At 63.8% G+C, this 18422-nt stretch carries 15 protein-coding genes; 13 read left to right on the forward strand and 2 right to left on the reverse strand.

Going from position 1 to position 18422, the window contains the following annotated elements:
* Nucleotides 1-77 precede the first annotated feature (77 nt).
* Genes QRN70_RS18275 through QRN70_RS18285 form a run of 3 tightly spaced genes read left to right on the forward strand, consistent with a single transcriptional unit; the run spans nt 78 to nt 2534 of the window.
* Entirely contained in the window at nt 78-1097 is a 1020-nt protein-coding gene (locus QRN70_RS18275; RefSeq protein ID WP_285419329.1) for an aminoglycoside phosphotransferase family protein, read from the forward strand.
* Entirely contained in the window at nt 1094-1765 is a 672-nt protein-coding gene (gene murU, locus QRN70_RS18280) for an N-acetylmuramate alpha-1-phosphate uridylyltransferase MurU (RefSeq protein WP_285419330.1), read from the forward strand. The genes QRN70_RS18275 and murU overlap by 4 nt, the downstream gene beginning before the upstream one ends.
* A gap of 1 nt (nt 1766) precedes the next feature.
* Nucleotides 1767-2534: a TerB family tellurite resistance protein gene (locus QRN70_RS18285; protein ID WP_285419331.1), complete on the forward strand. Its 768-nt coding sequence runs from the start codon at nt 1767-1769 to the stop codon at nt 2532-2534.
* A gap of 78 nt (nt 2535-2612) precedes the next feature.
* Here the strand turns inward: QRN70_RS18285 and QRN70_RS18290 are convergent, their stop codons facing one another.
* A complete protein-coding gene (locus QRN70_RS18290; RefSeq protein ID WP_285419332.1) occupies nt 2613-3599 on the reverse strand; it encodes an alpha/beta hydrolase family protein in 987 nt (328 codons plus the stop codon).
* A gap of 73 nt (nt 3600-3672) precedes the next feature.
* Between QRN70_RS18290 and QRN70_RS18295 the strand changes: the two genes are divergently transcribed.
* From QRN70_RS18295 to trpE, 10 genes are all read left to right on the forward strand, one after another.
* Nucleotides 3673-6069 (forward strand): PAS domain-containing sensor histidine kinase, encoded by a 2397-nt coding sequence (locus QRN70_RS18295; protein WP_285419333.1) that lies wholly within the window; start codon nt 3673-3675, stop codon nt 6067-6069.
* A gap of 105 nt (nt 6070-6174) precedes the next feature.
* On the forward strand, nt 6175-6804 hold the full coding sequence (locus tag QRN70_RS18300; RefSeq protein WP_285419334.1) for a response regulator: 630 nt from the start codon (nt 6175-6177) through the stop codon (nt 6802-6804).
* Nucleotides 6805-7151: 347 nt separating this feature from the next.
* Nucleotides 7152-8276, forward strand: coding sequence for an ABC transporter ATP-binding protein (locus tag QRN70_RS18305; protein ID WP_285419335.1), 1125 nt, complete (start codon nt 7152-7154; stop codon nt 8274-8276).
* A 48-nt stretch (nt 8277-8324) separates the two neighbouring features.
* Nucleotides 8325-9368 (forward strand): ABC transporter substrate-binding protein, encoded by a 1044-nt coding sequence (locus tag QRN70_RS18310; RefSeq protein ID WP_285419336.1) that lies wholly within the window; start codon nt 8325-8327, stop codon nt 9366-9368.
* A 194-nt stretch (nt 9369-9562) separates the two neighbouring features.
* Nucleotides 9563-10810 (forward strand): ABC transporter permease, encoded by a 1248-nt coding sequence (locus tag QRN70_RS18315; protein WP_285419337.1) that lies wholly within the window; start codon nt 9563-9565, stop codon nt 10808-10810.
* A gap of 12 nt (nt 10811-10822) precedes the next feature.
* Nucleotides 10823-11647 (forward strand): ABC transporter permease, encoded by an 825-nt coding sequence (locus tag QRN70_RS18320; protein WP_285419338.1) that lies wholly within the window; start codon nt 10823-10825, stop codon nt 11645-11647.
* A gap of 221 nt (nt 11648-11868) precedes the next feature.
* Nucleotides 11869-13017, forward strand: coding sequence for an iron-containing alcohol dehydrogenase (locus QRN70_RS18325; RefSeq protein ID WP_285419339.1), 1149 nt, complete (start codon nt 11869-11871; stop codon nt 13015-13017).
* 114 nt (nt 13018-13131) lie between these two features.
* Nucleotides 13132-13806, forward strand: coding sequence for a ribulose-phosphate 3-epimerase (gene rpe / locus QRN70_RS18330; RefSeq protein WP_003228808.1), 675 nt, complete (start codon nt 13132-13134; stop codon nt 13804-13806).
* Nucleotides 13803-14621 carry a phosphoglycolate phosphatase gene (locus QRN70_RS18335; RefSeq protein WP_285419340.1) on the forward strand — a complete coding sequence of 273 codons (819 nt, stop codon included), beginning with the start codon at nt 13803-13805 and terminating at the stop codon, nt 14619-14621. Before rpe ends, QRN70_RS18335 begins: the two co-directional genes overlap by 4 nt.
* Nucleotides 14622-14691: 70 nt before the next feature.
* On the forward strand, nt 14692-16173 hold the full coding sequence (trpE, locus tag QRN70_RS18340) for an anthranilate synthase component I (protein ID WP_285419341.1): 1482 nt from the start codon (nt 14692-14694) through the stop codon (nt 16171-16173).
* A 172-nt stretch (nt 16174-16345) separates the two neighbouring features.
* Here trpE and estP read toward each other — a convergent pair whose 3' ends face one another.
* Nucleotides 16346-18256: an esterase EstP gene (gene estP, locus QRN70_RS18345; RefSeq protein WP_285419342.1), complete on the reverse strand. Its 1911-nt coding sequence runs from the start codon at nt 18254-18256 to the stop codon at nt 16346-16348.
* Between the last annotated feature and the right edge of the window lie 166 nt (nt 18257-18422).

Below are 18422 nucleotides of genomic sequence, written 5' to 3' on the forward strand. Positions count from 1 at the left end.
CTCTCGATGGTCTGAAAAAGATGCTGGATAATAAAGCATGACCCGCTTGACGGCTAGCGCCGTCGGAGACCCTTGCAATGCCTGACCAAGATGTACGCTTGCAACACCTGAAAGTTTGGCTCGATGAGCAGCTGACAAACCTTTTCGCCGCTCAGGGCTGGGGCGCCGTGCCCCCGGCCACGTTGACCGCGGCCAGCAGCGACGCGAGTTTCCGTCGTTATTTCCGCTGGGAAGGCGCGGGTCGCAGTTTCGTCGTGATGGACGCACCGCCGCCGCAGGAAAACTGCAAACCGTTCGTGGATATCGCCTTTTTGCTGGCGAAGTCCGGAATAAATGTGCCGAAAATTTACGCCGAAGACCTCGAACGCGGATTTCTTTTGCTCAATGACCTGGGCAACAAGACCTATCTGGACGTCATCGATGGCGAAAACGCCGACACGTTGTTCGACGATGCCCTGCAGGCCTTGCTGGCTTTTCAGCAGTTGCCGATGGTGGCGCCGCTGCCCAGTTATGACGTCGCGCTGCTGCGCCGCGAGCTGGAGCTGTTCCCCGAGTGGTACGTCAAGCGCGAGTTGGCCGTGGAGTTCGATGCCACCCAGCAACAACAATGGCAGCAGGTCAGCGAGCTGCTGATCGACAGCGCCCTGGCGCAGCCGAAAGTGCTGGTGCACCGCGACTACATGCCGCGCAACCTGATGGTCAGCGAACCTAACCCCGGCGTGCTGGATTTCCAGGACGCGGTCTACGGGCCGGTGACCTATGACGTGACCTGCCTGTTCAAGGATGCATTCCTCAGCTGGCCTGAAGAACGTGTCCACGGCTGGCTGCAGCGCTACTGGCAGCAGGCCCAGGCAGCGGGCATTCCGGTGCAGCCGGACTTCGACGACTTCCTGCGCGCCAGCGACCTGATGGGCGTCCAGCGGCACCTGAAGGTCATCGGTATCTTCGCGCGCATCTGCCACCGCGATGGCAAGCCGCGTTACCTGGCCGACGTGCCGCGGTTCTTCTCATATATAGACGCGGTCGTCGCCCGGCGTCCGGAGCTGGCGCCGTTAAAGGCGCTGCTCGCCAGTCTGCGTGGCGGAGCGAGTGCATGAAGGCGATGATTCTGGCGGCAGGCAAAGGCGAGCGTATGCGCCCGCTGACCCTGACCACCCCCAAACCGCTGGTGCGTGCCGGCGGCGTGCCGTTGATCGAATATCACCTGCGCGCCCTCGCGGCTGCCGGTTTCAACCAGATCGTGATCAATCACGCCTGGCTCGGCCAGCAGATCGAAGATCACCTGGGCGACGGTTCGCGCTTCGGCGTGAGCATTCAATACTCGGCCGAAGGCGAGCCGCTGGAAACCGGCGGCGGGATCTTCCGTGCTCTGCCCCTGCTCGATGACGAAGCGTTCCTGGTGGTCAATGGCGACATCTGGACCGACTACGACTTCAGCGTGCTGCACCAGCCGATCAATGGCTTGGCGCATCTGGTGCTGGCGGATAACCCGGCCCATCACCCGGGCGGCGATTTCGTTCTGGTCGACGGTCAGGTGCAGGATGGCCAGCCGGGCGCCGCGACCCTGACCTACAGCGGCATTGCCGTGCTGCACCCGCAGTTGTTCGACGGCTGTGCGGACGGCGCCTTCAAACTCGCGCCGCTGCTGCGCAAGGCGATGGCGGCCGGGCAGGTAACAGGCGAGCGCCTCAAGGGCCAATGGGTCGATGTCGGCACCCACGAGCGTCTGGCGCATGCAGAAGCCTTGATAGAAGCGAGTCGCTGATATGTTGTGGCCAGGGACTCTGATTGGAGCCGGAGCGGGTTTTGCGATTGCCAGCATTCCGGGGGCCATGCTTGGGGCTTTGTTGGGGCAGGCACTGGATCGGCGCCTGCATCTGCAGAGCTGGGGGCATCTGCGAGAAAAACTCGGCGGCCGGCCGATGCTGCGCAACGATGAATTGCTGTTCGTCCTGCTCGGGCGTCTGGCCAAGAGCGACGGGCGCGTCACGGACGGCCACATCCAGCAGGCGCGGGTGGAAATGCGCTCGCTGGAAATGAGCGAGCCGGCGCAACGTCGGGCGATTGCCGCGTTCAATCGCGGCAAGTCCGGCAGCGACAACCTGCGCGGCTATCTGCGCCGCCTCAGCACTCAGCCGCATGCCGCTGAGGGCGTCCTGCGCGCTTGCTGGCGGATGGTCTGGGCCGATGGCCGCGCTGGCAGCAGCGAGCGCGATCTCCTGGCGCAGTGGGGCAAGTGGCTGGGCTGGAATACGCATCAGATCCAGGCGCTGGCGGCTGACTACGAACCGCAGAAGCGGCCGATCGTCAGTGCGGCGGTGAGCTATCAGGAGGCGATGCGCCTGCTCGGCGTTTCGGCGACCAGCGAACCGGCGCAGATCAAACGCGCCTATCGACGCCTGCTCAGCCGGCATCACCCGGACAAGATCGCCGGCAGCGGCGCGAGCCCGGCGCAGGTGCGCGAGGCCACCGAGAAAACCCGCGAACTGCACAGCGCCTACACGCTGATCCGTGAGCGTCGGGATTTTCGCTAGCGGATAACAAAGATCGCGACCGGCGCCGTTGCCTGCTCGATGCAGGCGCTGTCGCCGGTTGCTATCTATTGCCCGCCGTCAGTCCGCGCTTTGCGGGTTCAACCAGCCACGTACCCGGCGGAACAGCTGCTCCTGCTCGGCCTTGTTGTCCGGCAGGGCCTTGAGCGCCACCTGGCTGAATGCCGAAGTCTTCAGGCGCTTGCTGGCCTGCATGCGCTCCAGCGCCGCATTGCGGTCCAGGGCTTTGTCCATGTAGAAAATGTCCGCGGTCGGCAGCTTCAGGGTCGGCGTCAGTTCCGCCAGTTCCGGCGTGGCCTTGGCGGGCGCCTGCGCGGCCACCATCAACAGTCTGGCCACTTGCGAGGGCTGCTTTTCGCTCAGATAGCGCGCCGCCCAGTAGGCGCCGGTGCCGTGACCGAGGATGACGATGCTGCGCGCGCTTTGCTGTTCGGCATAGGCAATCGCCGCGTCGATGCGTGCGTAGATCCGTTCGGCGTCAGCCTTGGCCTGTTCTTCGCCGGTTTCGGCGACGACCTGGTCGGCCACGTCGGCTTCACCGCCCGCCGCCTGCTCGATCGGTTGGGCCGTGGTGGAGTCCTTGCTGGCGGGTTCGGCGGCTTTCGGCGCGGCCGGGGCTTCGGCCACGCGCGGGGCGATGGCATCGCTTTGCAGGTCGGGCAGGGTGATACTCAGGCTGCTCCACTGGGCATCCGGCAGCTTGCGTCGCAGCGGCGCGATTGCCTGCGGCCAGTCAGCGGTTTCGCCGGCGCCGGGAATGATGATCACCGCGCCTTTGGGGTCGGCGGTGTTGGCCGGTTTCCACAGGGCGAGGAAGGTCTCGCTGGCGGCCTGCAACTGTTGTTGTTCCTGCGCTGGCACCTTGCGCTCGAGTGCCGAGGCTTCTTCCTGACTACGCTCAGGCAGTGGCTGGCGCTGCGCCGGTTTGTCATCGGCAGGCTTTTCGGCGGCAGCGGGCGCCGGATCGGCGGCGTTGACGGAAAACGCCCAAGGCAGGATCAGCGACAGGCACAATGCTGGCATTGCCAGGCGGTAGACAGAGGGCATCGGTTATTCCAGGCCAGAAAGTATCCCGGCAGCCTAATGGGTTGGTCAGAATTTGTCAGTGTATGAGACGTCAATGAAGCGATTTTGCCGCCTGTGGGTTATCGGCTGTTTGTGGTTTCCCTTGATGGGCTGGGCGGCGTCTGCGCCCCCGGCGCATGTCGCGCAACTGTCGGCGGCGCAGCAGCAATGGTTGGCGCAGCACGCCGAGCTGCGCGTCGGGCTGGTGTTGCAGGCGCCGTACGCGCAATACGACCGGCGTCTGCAACGCCTGTCCGGGGCCAACGTCGAGTTGATGAAATGGCTGGCCAGGGCACTCAAGGTCGAACTCAGCTGGCGCAACTTCGCGGACCTGGCGCAACTGGAAGCCGCCGTGCGCGCCGGCGAAATCGACATCGCTCCGGGCCTGACCCAGACCCCGGGCGCGCTGCGGCTCTGGCAATTCTCCGACCCGTACATGCGCGTGCCGCAACTGCTGGTCAGCGACCAGAAGACCAGCGCCGCGGTGGAACTGGAAAAACTCGACAGCCAGACTCGCGTCGCCGTGCGCATGCCCAGCGTCACGGCCGATTACCTGCGCGGCAACTATCCGCATCTGAATCTGCAGGGCGTGCCGCTGGAGCGCCAGGCCTTGCAGCTGTTGCTGAGCCAGCAGGCGTCCTTCGCCGTGGTCGACGAAGCGCAGCTCGGGCGCCTGTCGGTGGAACCGGAGTTCGCTGGGCTGGTGGTGGTCGGTGACATTGGCCTGCCGCAACTGCTGCGGGTGGCCACCCGACGCGATTGGCCGGAACTGGCCGGCATCGTCGAAAGCGCCTTGCGCGCGATCCCGGCCAAGGATCTCGAACGCCTGCACTCGCAGTGGCTGCAACCGAAATATCCGCGCCTGGCGGAGTCGCCGGGGTTCTGGCAGAACCTCAGCCTGTTGTTCGCCGTGCTGCTGCTCAGTTGCCTGGCAATCGTGCTCTGGCAGCGCCGGCAGCAGCACAGCCTGGAGCAACGCCTGCTCGCGGCTCGCGAGGACATTGCTCTGCGCGCCGCCAGCGAGGAAGCCCTGCGCCTGACCCAGTTTTCCATCGACCAGAGCACCGTGGGCATCCTCTGGGTCAATTGGGACAGCCACGTGCGCTACGCCAATCGGGCGGCGGAAAACATGCTCGGTTATCCGTCCGGCGGTCTCATCGAACGGCCGCTGATCGATTTCGAACCGGGCCTGCACATGGATCGCTGGCTCAACCTGTGGAAACGCGCACGGGCCAGTGAGGAGGGCCCGCTGAGCTTCGAGACCCATTGCGTGCGCGCCGACGGCAGCGTGTTGCCGGCGGATGTGTCGTTGAGTTTCCTGCGCTTTCGCGACAGCGAATACCTGGTGGTCTACCTGACCGACGTCACCGAGCGGCGTCGCGCCCTGGCCGCGTTGCAGGAAAGCGAAGCGCGCCTGCAGGGCATCGCCGCCAACGTGCCGGGCCTGGTGTTCCGGCTCGAGCGGGCACCGGTGACCGGGCAGATCGATTTTGCCTACATCAGCGAGGGCAGCGAGAGTCTGGTCGGCTATGCCCCGGCGGCCATCGCTCATCGTGACATGGGCTTGCGCAGCCTGGTGCACCCGGACGACCGGGCCGGTTATCACCGGACCCAGGATCACGCCCTGGACACCGACAGTGACTGGTCGTGGCAGGGGCGCATTGTCACCCGTCAGGGCGAACAGCGCTGGGCTGAGATCAAGGCCATTACCCGCCAGCTGGAAGATGGCGCCTATGTCTGGGACGGTATCGTCTGGGACATCAGCGAAAGCAAGCGCATCGAACTCGAGCTGGCGGCGTCCCGCGAGCAGTTGCGCGAGCTGTCGGCGCATCTGGAAAGCGTGCGCGAGGAGGAAAAGGCGCGGATCGCCCGCGAGGTTCATGATGAGCTGGGGCAGATGCTGACCGTGCTCAAACTGGAAACCTCGATGTGCGAACTGGCCTACGCGCAACTCGACCCCGGACTGCACGAGCGGCTCAACAGCATGAAGCGCCTGATCGCCCAGTTGTTCCAGTTGGTGCGCGATGTGGCGACGGCACTGCGCCCACCGATTCTCGATGCCGGGATCGCCTCGGCCATCGAGTGGCAGGCGCGGCGCTTCGAGGCGCGTACGCAGATCCCGTGCCTGGTGCAGGTGCCGGACAATCTGCCCGCGCTCAGCGATGCCAAGGCCATCGGCCTGTTCCGCATTCTTCAGGAGGCGCTGACCAACGTCATGCGCCATGCCCAGGCGCATACTGTGGAATTGACCCTGGCGCTGGAAGGCGACGAATTGTGTCTGACGGTCAGCGATGATGGCGTAGGCTTTGTCACCGCCGAGGATCGGCCGACGTCCTTTGGCCTGGTCGGCATGCGCGAGCGGGTGCTGATCATGGGCGGGCGGTTGCTGCTTGAGAGTGAGCCGGGGGAGGGCACCAGCCTGGTGGTGCGGGTGCCGGTTAGCGAGGTCTGATGGTCGTGCTGTCGATGCTGGCCTTCGCGAGCCGGCTCGCTCCCACCCGCAATCCAATGGGGCCGCGAGCCTGCTCGCCAATGAACAAGAACAAGGGAGAACACCGTGATCCGTGTACTGGTAGCCGAAGACCACACCATCGTCCGCGAAGGCATCAAGCAATTGATCGGCCTGGCCAAGGATCTGCAAGTGGTGGGGGAGGCGAGCAACGGCGAGCAGTTGCTCGAAACCCTGCGCAACGTGCCGTGCGAAGTGGTGCTGCTGGATATCTCGATGCCCGGCGTCAATGGCCTGGAGGCGATTCCGCGGATCCGCGCGCTGCACAATCCGCCGGCGATCCTGGTGCTGTCGATGCACGATGAGGCGCAGATGGCGGCCCGGGCGCTGAAAGTCGGCGCCGCCGGTTATGCGACCAAGGACAGCGATCCGGCGCTGCTGCTGACGGCGATCCGCAAGGTCGCGGCGGGCGGGCGCTACATCGATCCGGAACTGGCCGACCGCATGGTCTTCGAAGTCGGCCTGACCGATGCCCGGCCGCTGCATTCGTTGCTGTCCGAACGCGAGTTCTCGGTGTTCGAACGCCTGGCCCAGGGCGCCAACGTCAATGACATCGCCCAGCAATTGGCCCTGAGCAGCAAGACCATCAGCACCCACAAGGCGCGGCTGATGCAGAAGCTCAACATCACTTCGCTGGCTGAGCTGGTCAAATACGCGATGGAAAACAAACTCCTCTGATCAGCACTGTTTTCCTGTGGGAGCGAGCCTGCTCGCGAAAGCGCTGCAACAGTCACCGAATAAGCTGGATGATCCACCGCATTCGCGAGCAGGCTCGCTCCCACAAGGGATCTGCTTTGGATCCGGATGGTGGGCATATCTGTTAGCGACACGCGCTTTTGCCTGTTCTTGCAGCTTGCAGCTCAACACTCGCCACTGCTCTATCTATTAGCGTCAGCCTTGTAGGGCAATCCCTACCCCCGCCCTTCCATCCGGCTGAGGCGATTCTCTCCTGCGCCCCGATTTGCGTGGCTGCCGGCAGCCACTAGGCTTAATCCACAGCAGTTACCAATAACAAAGGTGTGGGTATGAGCCAGGTCGATTCAAACGCAGGGGCCAGTGATGTGCTGGTCAGCTTTCGTGGAGTGCAGAAGAGCTACGACGGCGAGAACCTGATCGTCAAAGACCTCAACCTGGATATCCGCAAGGGTGAGTTCCTGACCCTGCTCGGGCCGTCCGGCTCCGGCAAGACTACCAGCCTGATGATGCTCGCCGGTTTCGAAACGCCGACCGCCGGGGAAATCCTTCTGGCCGGTCGCGCCATCAACAACGTGCCGCCGCATAAGCGCGACATCGGCATGGTGTTCCAGAACTACGCGCTGTTCCCGCACATGACCGTGGCCGAGAACCTGGCCTTCCCGCTGACCGTACGTGGCCTGAACAAGAGCGACGTCAGCGACAAGGTCAAGAAAGTCCTCAGCATGGTCCAGCTCGACGCGTTCGCTTCGCGCTATCCGGCGCAACTGTCTGGCGGCCAGCAACAGCGTGTGGCCCTGGCGCGGGCGCTGGTGTTCGAACCGCAACTGGTATTGATGGACGAGCCGCTGGGCGCACTCGACAAGCAATTGCGTGAACACATGCAGATGGAGATCAAGCACCTGCACCAGCGCCTCGGCGTGACCGTGGTCTACGTGACCCACGACCAGGGCGAAGCCCTGACCATGTCCGACCGTGTCGCGGTATTCCACCAGGGCGAAATCCAGCAGATCGCGCCGCCGCGCACCCTCTACGAAGAACCGAAAAACACCTTCGTCGCCAACTTCATCGGCGAGAACAACCGTCTCAACGGGCGTTTGCTCAGCCAGAGCGGCGAGCGCTGCGTGGTCGAGCTGGGGCGTGGCGAGAAGGTCGAGGCGCTGGCGGTCAACGTCGGCCAGACCGGCGAGCGGGTGACCCTGTCGATCCGCCCGGAGCGCGTCAGCCTCAATGGCTCCAGCGATCAATGCGTCAACCGCTTCTCAGGGAGGGTGGCGGAATTCATCTATCTGGGCGACCACGTCCGGGTGCGCCTGGAAGTCTGCGGCAAGACCGACTTCTTCGTGAAACAACCGATTGCCGAGCTCGATCCAGCGCTCGCGGTCGGCGACGTGGTTCCGCTTGGCTGGCAGGTCGAGCACGTTCGTGCACTCGACCCGCTGTTAGAGGCGAACTGATCGCCCCCGCAATACCAACACCAACCCTGCACGTGGAGAGAACAATAAATGTTGAGATCCCTGAAGTTCACCGCCCTGACCCTGGGCCTGATGGGTGCGGCCAGCGCAATGGCCGCTGGCCCGGATTTGACCGTGGTGTCGTTTGGCGGGGCGAACAAGGCGGCGCAAGTCAAAGCCTTCTATGCACCGTGGGAAGCGGCGGGTAACGGCAAGATCGTCGCGGGTGAGTACAACGGCGAAATGGCCAAGGTCAAAGCCATGGTCGACACCAAGAGCGTGTCGTGGGACCTGGTCGAAGTCGAGTCGCCGGAACTGGCCCGTGGCTGTGACGAAGACATGTTCGAACAGCTCGATCCGGCGCTGTTCGGCAAGTCCGAAGACTACGTCAAGGGTGCGATCCAGCCATGCGGCGTGGGCTTCTTCGTCTGGTCGACCGTACTGGCCTACAACGCCGACAAGCTGAAAACCGCGCCCACCAGCTGGGCGGATTTCTGGGACACGAAGAAATTCCCGGGCAAGCGCGGCCTGCGCAAAGGCGCCAAGTACACCCTCGAATTCGCGCTGATGGCCGATGGCGTGGCGCCGAAGGACGTCTACAAAGTGCTGGCCGGCAAGGACGGTCAGGATCGCGCGTTCAAGAAACTCGATGAACTCAAGCCAAGCATCCAGTGGTGGGAGGCGGGCGCCCAGCCGCCGCAATACCTCGCTTCCGGTGACGTGGTCATGAGCTCGGCCTACAACGGTCGTATCGCCGCGGTGCAGAAAGAGTCCAACCTGAAAGTGGTGTGGAACGGCGGCATCTACGACTTCGACGCCTGGGCCATTCCGAAAGGCCTGGACGCCAAACGTGCGGAAGCGGCGAAGAAATTCATCGCCTACTCGGTGCAGCCGCAGCAGCAGAAGACCTACTCGGAAAACATCGCCTACGGCCCGGCCAACACTCAAGCCGTTCCGCTGCTGAGCAAGGACGTGCTGAAAGACATGCCGACCACCCCGGAAAACATCGCCAACCAGGTGCAGATCGACGTCAGCTTCTGGGCTGACAACGGCGAGCAACTGGAGCAGCGCTTCAACTCCTGGGCAGCGAAGTAAGCAAGGCCTGGTGACGGTGGGCTTGCCTACCCCTGTGGGAGCGAGCCTGCTCGCGAAAGCGGCAGATCAGCCAGCATAGATGTTGAATGTGCTGACCTCTTCGCGAGCAGGCTCGCTCCTACAGACAGCTGTGTTTCAACACAACAGAGGGGGTTCGCCGCCTCTGTAACGATCAAAGATTTGCGGAGTACGTCATGGCCATCGCCGTTCCCCTGAACGAGGGCAGCAGCCCCACCTTGAAGCAACGGCTCAAGCATGCCGAGCGGGTCAACCGCTGGAAGGCCCAGGCGCTGATCGCGCCACTGGTGCTGTTTCTGTTGCTGGTGTTCCTGGTGCCGATTGTGGCGCTGCTCTACAAAAGCGTCGGCAACCCGGAAGTGGTCGGCGGCATGCCGCGCACCGTGGCGGCCATCGCCAGTTGGGACGGCCGTGGCCTGCCTGCCGAGCCGGTGTACAAGGCGGCCAGCGAAGACCTCGCCGAAGCCCGCAAAAACCAGACGCTGGGCGATCTGTCCAAGCGCTTGAACATGGAGTTGGCCGGCTATCGCAGCCTGTTGACCAAAACTGCCCGGGGCCTGCCGTTCGCCACCGAGCCGGCTTCGTACAAAGAAGCCCTGGAAAGTATCGATGAACGCTGGGGCGACCCGGCCTACTGGCAAGCGGTACGCCGCAACACCAGCAGCATCACCCCGTATTACCTGCTGGCGGCCGTCGATCACCGCATCGACGACCTCGGCGAACTCGCCCCGGCGACCCCGGACCAGGCGATCTACCTCGACATCTTCGCGCGGACCTTCTGGATGGGCCTGATCATTACCGTGATCTGCCTGGTGCTGGCCTATCCACTGGCGTACCTGCTGGCGAACCTGCCTTCTCGGCAGAGCAACCTGCTGATGATTCTGGTGCTGCTGCCGTTCTGGACCTCGATCCTGGTGCGGGTGGCGGCGTGGATCGTGCTCCTGCAATCGGGCGGTCTGATCAACAGCGCGCTGATGGCCATGGGCATCATCGATAAACCGCTGGAACTGGTGTTCAACCGCACCGGGGTCTACATCTCGATGGTGCACATCCTGCTGCCGTTCATGATCCTGCCGATCTACAGCGTGATGAAAGGCATCTCGCCCACCTACATGCGCGCGGCGATTTCGCTGGGCTGCCATCCGTTCGCCAGTTTCTGGCGGGTGTACTTCCCGCAGACCTACGCCGGTGTCGGCGCCGGATGCCTGCTGGTGTTCATCCTCGCCATTGGCTACTACATCACCCCGGCGCTGCTCGGCAGCCCGAACGATCAGATGGTCAGCTACTTCGTCGCGTTCTACACCAACACCAGCATCAACTGGGGCATGGCCACCGCGCTTGGCGGGCTGTTGTTGCTGGCGACCGTGGTGCTCTATCTGATCTACAGCTGGCTGGTGGGCGCCAGTCGCCTGCGCCTGAGCTAAGGGGAGTTTGAAATGCTGAGTCCTTACATGTCGCCCATCGAACGGGTGTGGTTCTACAGCTTGCGGATTCTCTGCGGCCTGATCCTGCTGTTCCTGATCCTGCCGGTGCTGGTGATCGTGCCGCTGTCGTTCAACTCGGGCAGTTTTCTGGTGTATCCGCTGCAAGGTTTTTCGCTGCATTGGTACCAGGACTTCTTCGCCTCGGCGGAATGGATGCGCTCACTGAAGAACAGCATCATCGTCGCCCCGGCGGCGACCGTGCTGGCGATGATCTTCGGCACGCTGGCGGCCATTGGCCTGACCCGTGGCGACTTCCCCGGCAAGGCGCTGGTGATGGCGCTGGTGATTTCGCCGATGGTGGTGCCGGTGGTGATCATCGGTGTGGCCAGTTATCTGTTTTTCGCGCCGCTGGGCCTGGGCAACAGCTTTTTCTCGCTGATCGTGGTGCATGCGGTGCTGGGCGTGCCGTTCGTGATCATCACCGTGTCGGCGACGTTGCAGGGGTTCAACCAGAACCTGGTGCGGGCGGCAGCCAGCCTGGGTGCCTCGCCGCTGACCACGTTCCGCCGGGTGACCTTGCCGCTGATTGCGCCGGGGGTGATCTCCGGGGCGCTGTTTGCCTTCGCGACATCCTTCGATGAAGTGGTGGTGACGCTGTTCCTCGCCGGCCCCGAGCAGGCGACGTTGCCACGGCAGATGTTCAGCGGCATTCGCGAGAACCTCAGCCCGACGATTGCCGCGGCGGCCACCTTGCTGATCGCGTTCTCGGTGATCCTGTTGCTGACCCTGGAATGGCTGCGTGGGCGTAGCGAGAAACTGCGTACTGCGCAGGTCTGAACCACGCCCGATATTGTTCCCACGCTCCGCGTGGGAATAACTCTAAGGAGGCTCCGCGTTCCAGCTCCCGAATGGAACGTGGAGCGTCCCTGGCTGCATTCCCACGCGGAGCGTGGGAACGATCAGTGTGCAGGCAGTCATTCACGCGCTGAATGACAGACAACCCCAATTCCCCGACTACGCTTGTGCTCAGCTCCCACATCTATAAGAGGCTGCGCACGATGAGTCTGTCCCAGTTCAAAATCGCTCACAAACTGATCACCGGCGCCGGGGCCATCGAGCAACTGGCGGCGGAACTGACACGGCTGGACATCGATAACCCGCTGATCGTCACCGACGCCGCACTGGTCAAGTCCGGCACCGTGGAGCTGGCGCTGTGCCAATTGGGCGGGCGCGACCACGAGATTTTCGACCGGGTGCTGCCGGACCCGGAAATCGCCATCGTCGAGGACTGCATGCGCGTCTACCGCGAGGGCGGGCATGACGGCCTGATCGGCCTGGGCGGCGGCAGTGCCATCGACATCGCCAAAAGCGTGGCGGCGTACGCCGGTTATCACGGCGCGCTGGAAGATCTGTTCGGTGTCGATCAGGTGCCGCGCAAAGGCCCGCCGCTGATCGCCATCCCGACCACCGCCGGCACCGGTTCGGAAGTTACCAACGTGGCGATTCTGTCCGACAAGGTCGCCCAGCTGAAGAAGGGCATCGTCAGCGACTATCTGTTGCCGGACGTGGCGCTGGTCAGCCCGCAGATGACCCTGACCTGCCCGCGCAGCGTCACCGCCGCCAGTGGTGTCGACGCCCTGGTGCACGCTATCGAATCCTATCTGTCGGTCAACGCTTCGCCGATCACCGACTCCCTGGCCATCGGCGCCATCAGACTGATCGCCAGGGCGCTGCCCAAGGCCTACGCCAACGGTGCCAATCTGCAGGCCCGGGAAGACATGGCCACCGCCAGCCTGATGGCCGGCATGGCGTTCGGCAATGCCGGGGTTGGCGCGGTGCATGCGCTGGCGTATCCGCTGGGCGGGCGTTTCAACATCGCCCACGGCGTCAGTAACGCCTTGCTGCTGCCGTATGTCATGACCTGGAACAAGATGGCCTGCGTCGAGCGCATGCAGGATATCGCCGAAGCCATGGGGGTGAAGACCGCGCATCTGAGTGCCACGCAGGCGGCGGATGAAGCCGTGCGGGCCATGACCGAACTGTGCGCCGCCGTGGAAATTCCCGCCGGCCTGCGTAGCTTCGGCGTACCGCAGGAGGCGATCCCGGCCATGGCCGTGGAAGCCGCGGGGATCGAGCGCCTGATGCGCAACAACCCGCGCAAACTCAGCGCTGCGGACATCGAGAAGATCTACCGCGCCGCTTTCTGAGGCGCGGTCGGCCACCGCGCCTGGCACAACCCAATCATCGCTGCCCCGGTGCGCGCGCCGAAACTTGAGGTATACAATGCGCGCCATCGTGATTTAGCTCAGAAAAGGTGCGTCATGCAGCCCTTCGTAATTGCCCCGTCGATTCTCTCCGCCGACTTCGCCCGCCTCGGCGAGGAAGTGGACAACGTCCTGGCCGCCGGTGCCGACTTCGTCCATTTCGATGTCATGGACAACCACTACGTGCCGAACCTGACCATCGGCCCGATGGTCTGCGCCGCGCTGCGCAAGTACGGCATCACGGCGCCGATCGACGCGCACCTGATGGTCAGCCCGGTGGATCGCATTGTCGGCGACTTCATCGAGGCCGGTGCCACCTACATCACTTTCCACCCGGAAGCCACGCTGCACGTCGACCGCTCGCTGCAACTGATCCGCGAGGGCGGCTGCAAATCCGGCCTGGTGTTCAACCCGGCGACCCCGCTGGACGTGCTCAAGTACGTGATCGACAAGGTCGACATGGTCCTGCTGATGAGCGTCAACCCAGGCTTCGGCGGGCAGAAGTTCATCCCCGGCACCCTCGACAAGTTGCGCGAAGCGCGCGCCATCATCGATGCCTCGGGCCGCGACATCCGTCTGGAAATCGACGGTGGGGTCAACGTCAACAACATCCGCGAAATCGCCGCTGCCGGTGCCGACACCTTCGTCGCTGGCTCGGCGATCTTCAACGCGCCGAACTATCAGGAAGTCATCGACAAGATGCGCTCCGAACTGGCGCTGGCGCGCCCATGAGCGGTTTTGAGCAGCTGTTCCCGGGGCAACTGCCGCGGTTGGTGATGTTCGATCTGGATGGCACGCTGATCGATTCGGTTCCCGACCTGGCGGCGGCTGTGGACACCATGCTGCTCTCCCTTGGCCGCAAGCCCGCCGGCATCGAGTCGGTGCGCGAGTGGGTCGGCAACGGCGCGCCGGTGCTGGTGCGCCGCGCGCTGGCCGGTGGCATCGATCACTCGATGGTGGACGACGCCGAGGCCGAGCATGCGCTGGAAATCTTCATGCAAGCCTACGGGGCCAGCCACGAGCTGACCGTGGTCTATCCCGGCGTGCGCGACACCCTGAAGTGGCTGCACAAGCAGGGCGTGGCGATGGCGCTGATCACCAACAAGCCGGAGCGCTTCGTCGCGCCGTTGCTGGACCAGATGAAAATCGGCCGCTACTTCAAGTGGATCATCGGCGGCGACACCCTGCCGCAGAAGAAGCCTGATCCGGCGGCGCTGTTCTTCGTCATGAAAATGTCCGGCATCCCGGCCTCGCAATCGCTGTTCGTCGGTGACTCGCGCAGCGACGTGCTGGCGGCGAAAGCGGCGGGGGTCAAATGTGTCGCGCTGAGCTACGGCTACAACCATGGCCGACCGATTGCCGAAGAATCGCCGGCGCTGGTGATCGACGACCTGCGCAAGCTAATTCCCGGTTGCCTGGATCCGGCCGCTGGGATAACGTTGGCCGACGCTGCTCAATCCCCTTCTGGAAACGCCATCGTGGTGGTCACCCGCAAACTCTGGATGAAAGTCATCAAGGCCCTGGCCCGCTGGCGTTGGCGCGCCTGACTTGTTCCTGGCCGGCCTGCCGGCGCGTTTGCACACCTGACTGACAGCTCCTCACCCCACGAGGCATCCCATGATTCGCGAAGAATTCCTGCGCCTGGCCGCTGACGGCTACAACCGCATTCCGTTGGCCTGCGAAACCCTGGCCGACTTCGACACGCCGCTGTCGATCTACCTGAAACTGGCCGACCAACCCAACTCCTACCTGCTCGAGTCGGTGCAGGGCGGCGAGAAATGGGGGCGTTACTCGATCATCGGCCTGCCGTGCCGCACCGTGCTGCGGGTTCACGACCATCACGTCAGCGTGACCGTCGACGGCGTCGAGACCGAAAGCCATGACGTCGAAGACCCGCTGGCCTTCGTCGAAACCTTCAAGGCCCGCTACAACGTGCCGACCATCGCCGGTCTGCCGCGTTTCAACGGTGGCCTGGTCGGTTACTTCGGTTACGACTGCGTGCGCTACGTCGAGAAACGCCTGGGCCAATGCCCGAACCCGGATCCGCTGGGCGTGCCGGACATCCTGCTGATGGTGTCCGACGCGGTGGTGGTGTTCGACAACCTCGCCGGCAAGATGCATGCGATTGTCCTCGCCGACCCGGCGCAGGCCGATGCCTACGAGCAGGGCCAGGCGCAGTTGCAGGCGCTGCTGGAGAAACTGCGCCAGCCGATCACCCCGCGCCGAGGCCTGGACTTCAGCAAGCAGCAAGCCGCTGAGCCGCTGTTCCGCTCCAGTTTCACCCAGGCCGACTATGAAAAAGCCGTCGATACCATCAAGGAGTACATCCTTGCCGGTGACTGCATGCAGGTCGTGCCTTCGCAGCGCATGTCGATCGACTTCAAGGCCGCACCGATCGACCTGTACCGCGCCCTGCGTTGCTTCAACCCGACGCCGTACATGTATTTCTTCAACTTCGGCGACTTCCACGTCGTCGGCAGTTCGCCGGAAGTGCTGGTGCGGGTCGAAGACAACCTGATCACCGTGCGCCCGATTGCCGGTACGCGTCCGCGCGGCGCCACCGAAGAGGCGGATCTGGCGCTGGAAGAAGACCTGCTGTCGGATGACAAGGAGATCGCCGAGCACTTGATGCTGATCGATCTGGGGCGCAACGACACGGGCCGCGTCTCGGAAATCGGCTCGGTGAAGCTCACCGAGAAAATGGTCATCGAACGCTATTCCAACGTGATGCACATCGTCTCCAACGTGACCGGGCAGTTGAAGGCCGGGTTGACGGCGATGGACGCGCTACGGGCGATCCTGCCGGCGGGTACTTTGTCTGGCGCGCCGAAGATCCGTGCGATGGAAATCATCGACGAGCTGGAGCCGGTCAAGCGTGGCGTGTACGGCGGCGCGGTCGGTTACTTCGCCTGGAACGGCAACATGGACACCGCGATTGCGATTCGTACCGCGGTGATCAAGAACGGCGAACTGCACGTGCAGGCCGGTGGTGGCATCGTCGCCGACTCGGTGCCGGCGCTGGAATGGGAAGAAACCATCAACAAGCGCCGGGCAATGTTCCGCGCCGTGGCCCTGGCCGAGCAAACCCCGGACGCCTGATTCACATTGTCCCCTGTGGGAGCGAGCTTGCTCGCGAAGTGGGCGTACCAGTCGCTGTAGAGGTTGGCTGATACACCGCTTCGCAAGCAGGCTCGCTCCCACATGGGCTGTATGTTCAGGCATAAAAAAACGCGGCGCCCGTGAGGGCGCCGCGTTTTTTCATGGCTGCAGATCAGAAGTCGAGACTGACCCCGAGGTTGACCCCTTGCTGGGTAAAGTCGTCATCCTTGCGCACGTTGTAGCTGGCGCGCAGGGCCAGGTCCTGAGTCAGCTTGTGGCTCACGCCCAGGTTCAGACGGTTGAGGTTGGTCTGCGGCTCGTAGCCTTCGAGGGTGAAGCGGTTGTTCGGCAGGCTGTTGAGGTTGATGGTCAGGTCTTGCCTGTCGTCGTTGTACTCACGCTCGTGGGCGAACTCGCCGAACACTTCGGTCTGCGCGGTGATCTGGTACTTGCCCTGGATACCCACGCCCAGGCGCCGCGAGTTGCGCGACTGGTCGTCGAAGGTCAGCGCGGTGGAGTCGGCGCCGTTTTCCGAGTAGCCGTCGACTTCGGTCTTGCCGAAATCGGCGCTGACGAAGGGCGACAGGTGCCACGGGCTGCTCGCTTGCGGCGCGATGTCGTAGCCGACGCGACCGCTGATGGCCAGCACGTAGCCGTCGGTGTCGCCTTTTTCCCCGCGCTCATTCACGCCCAGCTGGAATTTGCGCTTGAGGCTGTCGTAGTCGAGTTTACCGGCGGTCAGCGCCAGGTCACCCCACCAGCGATTCTGCTGGTACTGGGCGAATGCCGTGCCCATGTATGCGTTGAGCTTGTACTCGGAGTCGGCGTCGCCGGCTTCGAGTTTCTGCTGGTAGAGGCCTGCCGCCAGGCCGATGCGCCAGGCTTCATCGAGGCGATAGCTGCCGCCGATGTTGAGGTTATAGCCGTTACCGTCGGCGCTCGCCGCGCTGCGCTGGTCATCGAAATCCTGGTGCTGGCCGCCGCCGGCGACAATGGCGCGCCACTGGCCGATGCCTTGCCAGTTCTGCCAGTCGGCCAGCCACTGGCTGCGCAGTTCGTCCTGATGCGCGCGCAACGTGCCCTGGGCCATTTCCGGTAGCAGGGTCAGCTCCCAGGGCGCCGCCAGCAGCGAGTAGGCGTAGTCGGCGATCAGGCGCTGGCCGGCTTCGGTCGGGTGCACGGAGTCGTTGTAGATCAGCTTGGTCGGATCCGGGGTGGCGCTGTTGATGCCGTAGCGCGCGTTTTCCGTGCAACCGTTACCGCTGAAGCAGGTGGCGATCAGATTCTGATCGGTGGCCAGGCCGAACTGCGCCGGGTTGGCGAACGCCTCGTTGAGCAGCACCGGAATGTTCAGCGGGATGACGTTGGCATTGACGCCTTGCAGCTGGCTGACCAGTTCGCTGTTGAACTGCGCACTGAGCTGCGAGGTGAAGGCCTGCAATGGCGAGCCGTTGATGGCCGGGGTCAGACCGATGTCCGGCAGCAGCCAGACCATGATGTAGCGCGCGCCCGTGCCTTGCAGGGTCTGCACGCTGTCGACCAGGCGGTCGGCGGCGGCGTTGGCCTGCGCGAGGCTGGTGACGCGCCCCTGCAGGAAGTCGTTGCCGCCCCCGGTCAAGTAGTACAGGGCGTTTGGATCGGCACGCAAACCGTTCGATGGCAGATAACCGGCGCGGGTGCGTTCGCCGGTGGCGGACGTGCCGGTGATCGAGTCGAGAATCTGGTCGGTGCGGTAGCCGCCCACGGCCCAGTTATTGCCGTCTGGCAGGCCTTCGCTGGCGCGAACCGCCGAGGCGGCGGAAGCGGTCTGGTCCGCTGTGAAACCGAGGCGTCCGCCGAGCAACTGGGTCGCGTTCAGTGAGTAGAACTCGCCGCTGCCATCCTGGTAGTTCGGACCGGTGCGGTTGGTGAAGCGCTTGCCCGAGCCGGCCGGTCCGCCGCTGTCGGTGAAGGTCCCGGCGTCGCTGAGGCTGTCGCCGAAGACGACGAAATTCGAATAGGGATTGGGTGCTGCGTAGGCCTGGGCGCACGCCATCGCGAGCAGGCATCCGGCGAGCGGTACAAACAACGTCTGTTTGATCATGAGCAAGTCCGTTTATTTATTGTTGTAGGTGAACGAAACGACAGTACCAAAAACTTCCGGCCTTTTGCCATCGGTCGCTTTCCCCGTGCATCTTTTGTTCGTCTGCTGAGTTTTACCCCCGGGCAAGCCCGGCCATATTGCACGCCCCGCCCAGCTAAGTTACTGT

Origin of the sequence: Pseudomonas sp. efr-133-TYG-5 (genome assembly GCF_030209175.1) — a bacterium.
GTDB lineage: Bacteria > Pseudomonadota > Gammaproteobacteria > Pseudomonadales > Pseudomonadaceae > Aquipseudomonas.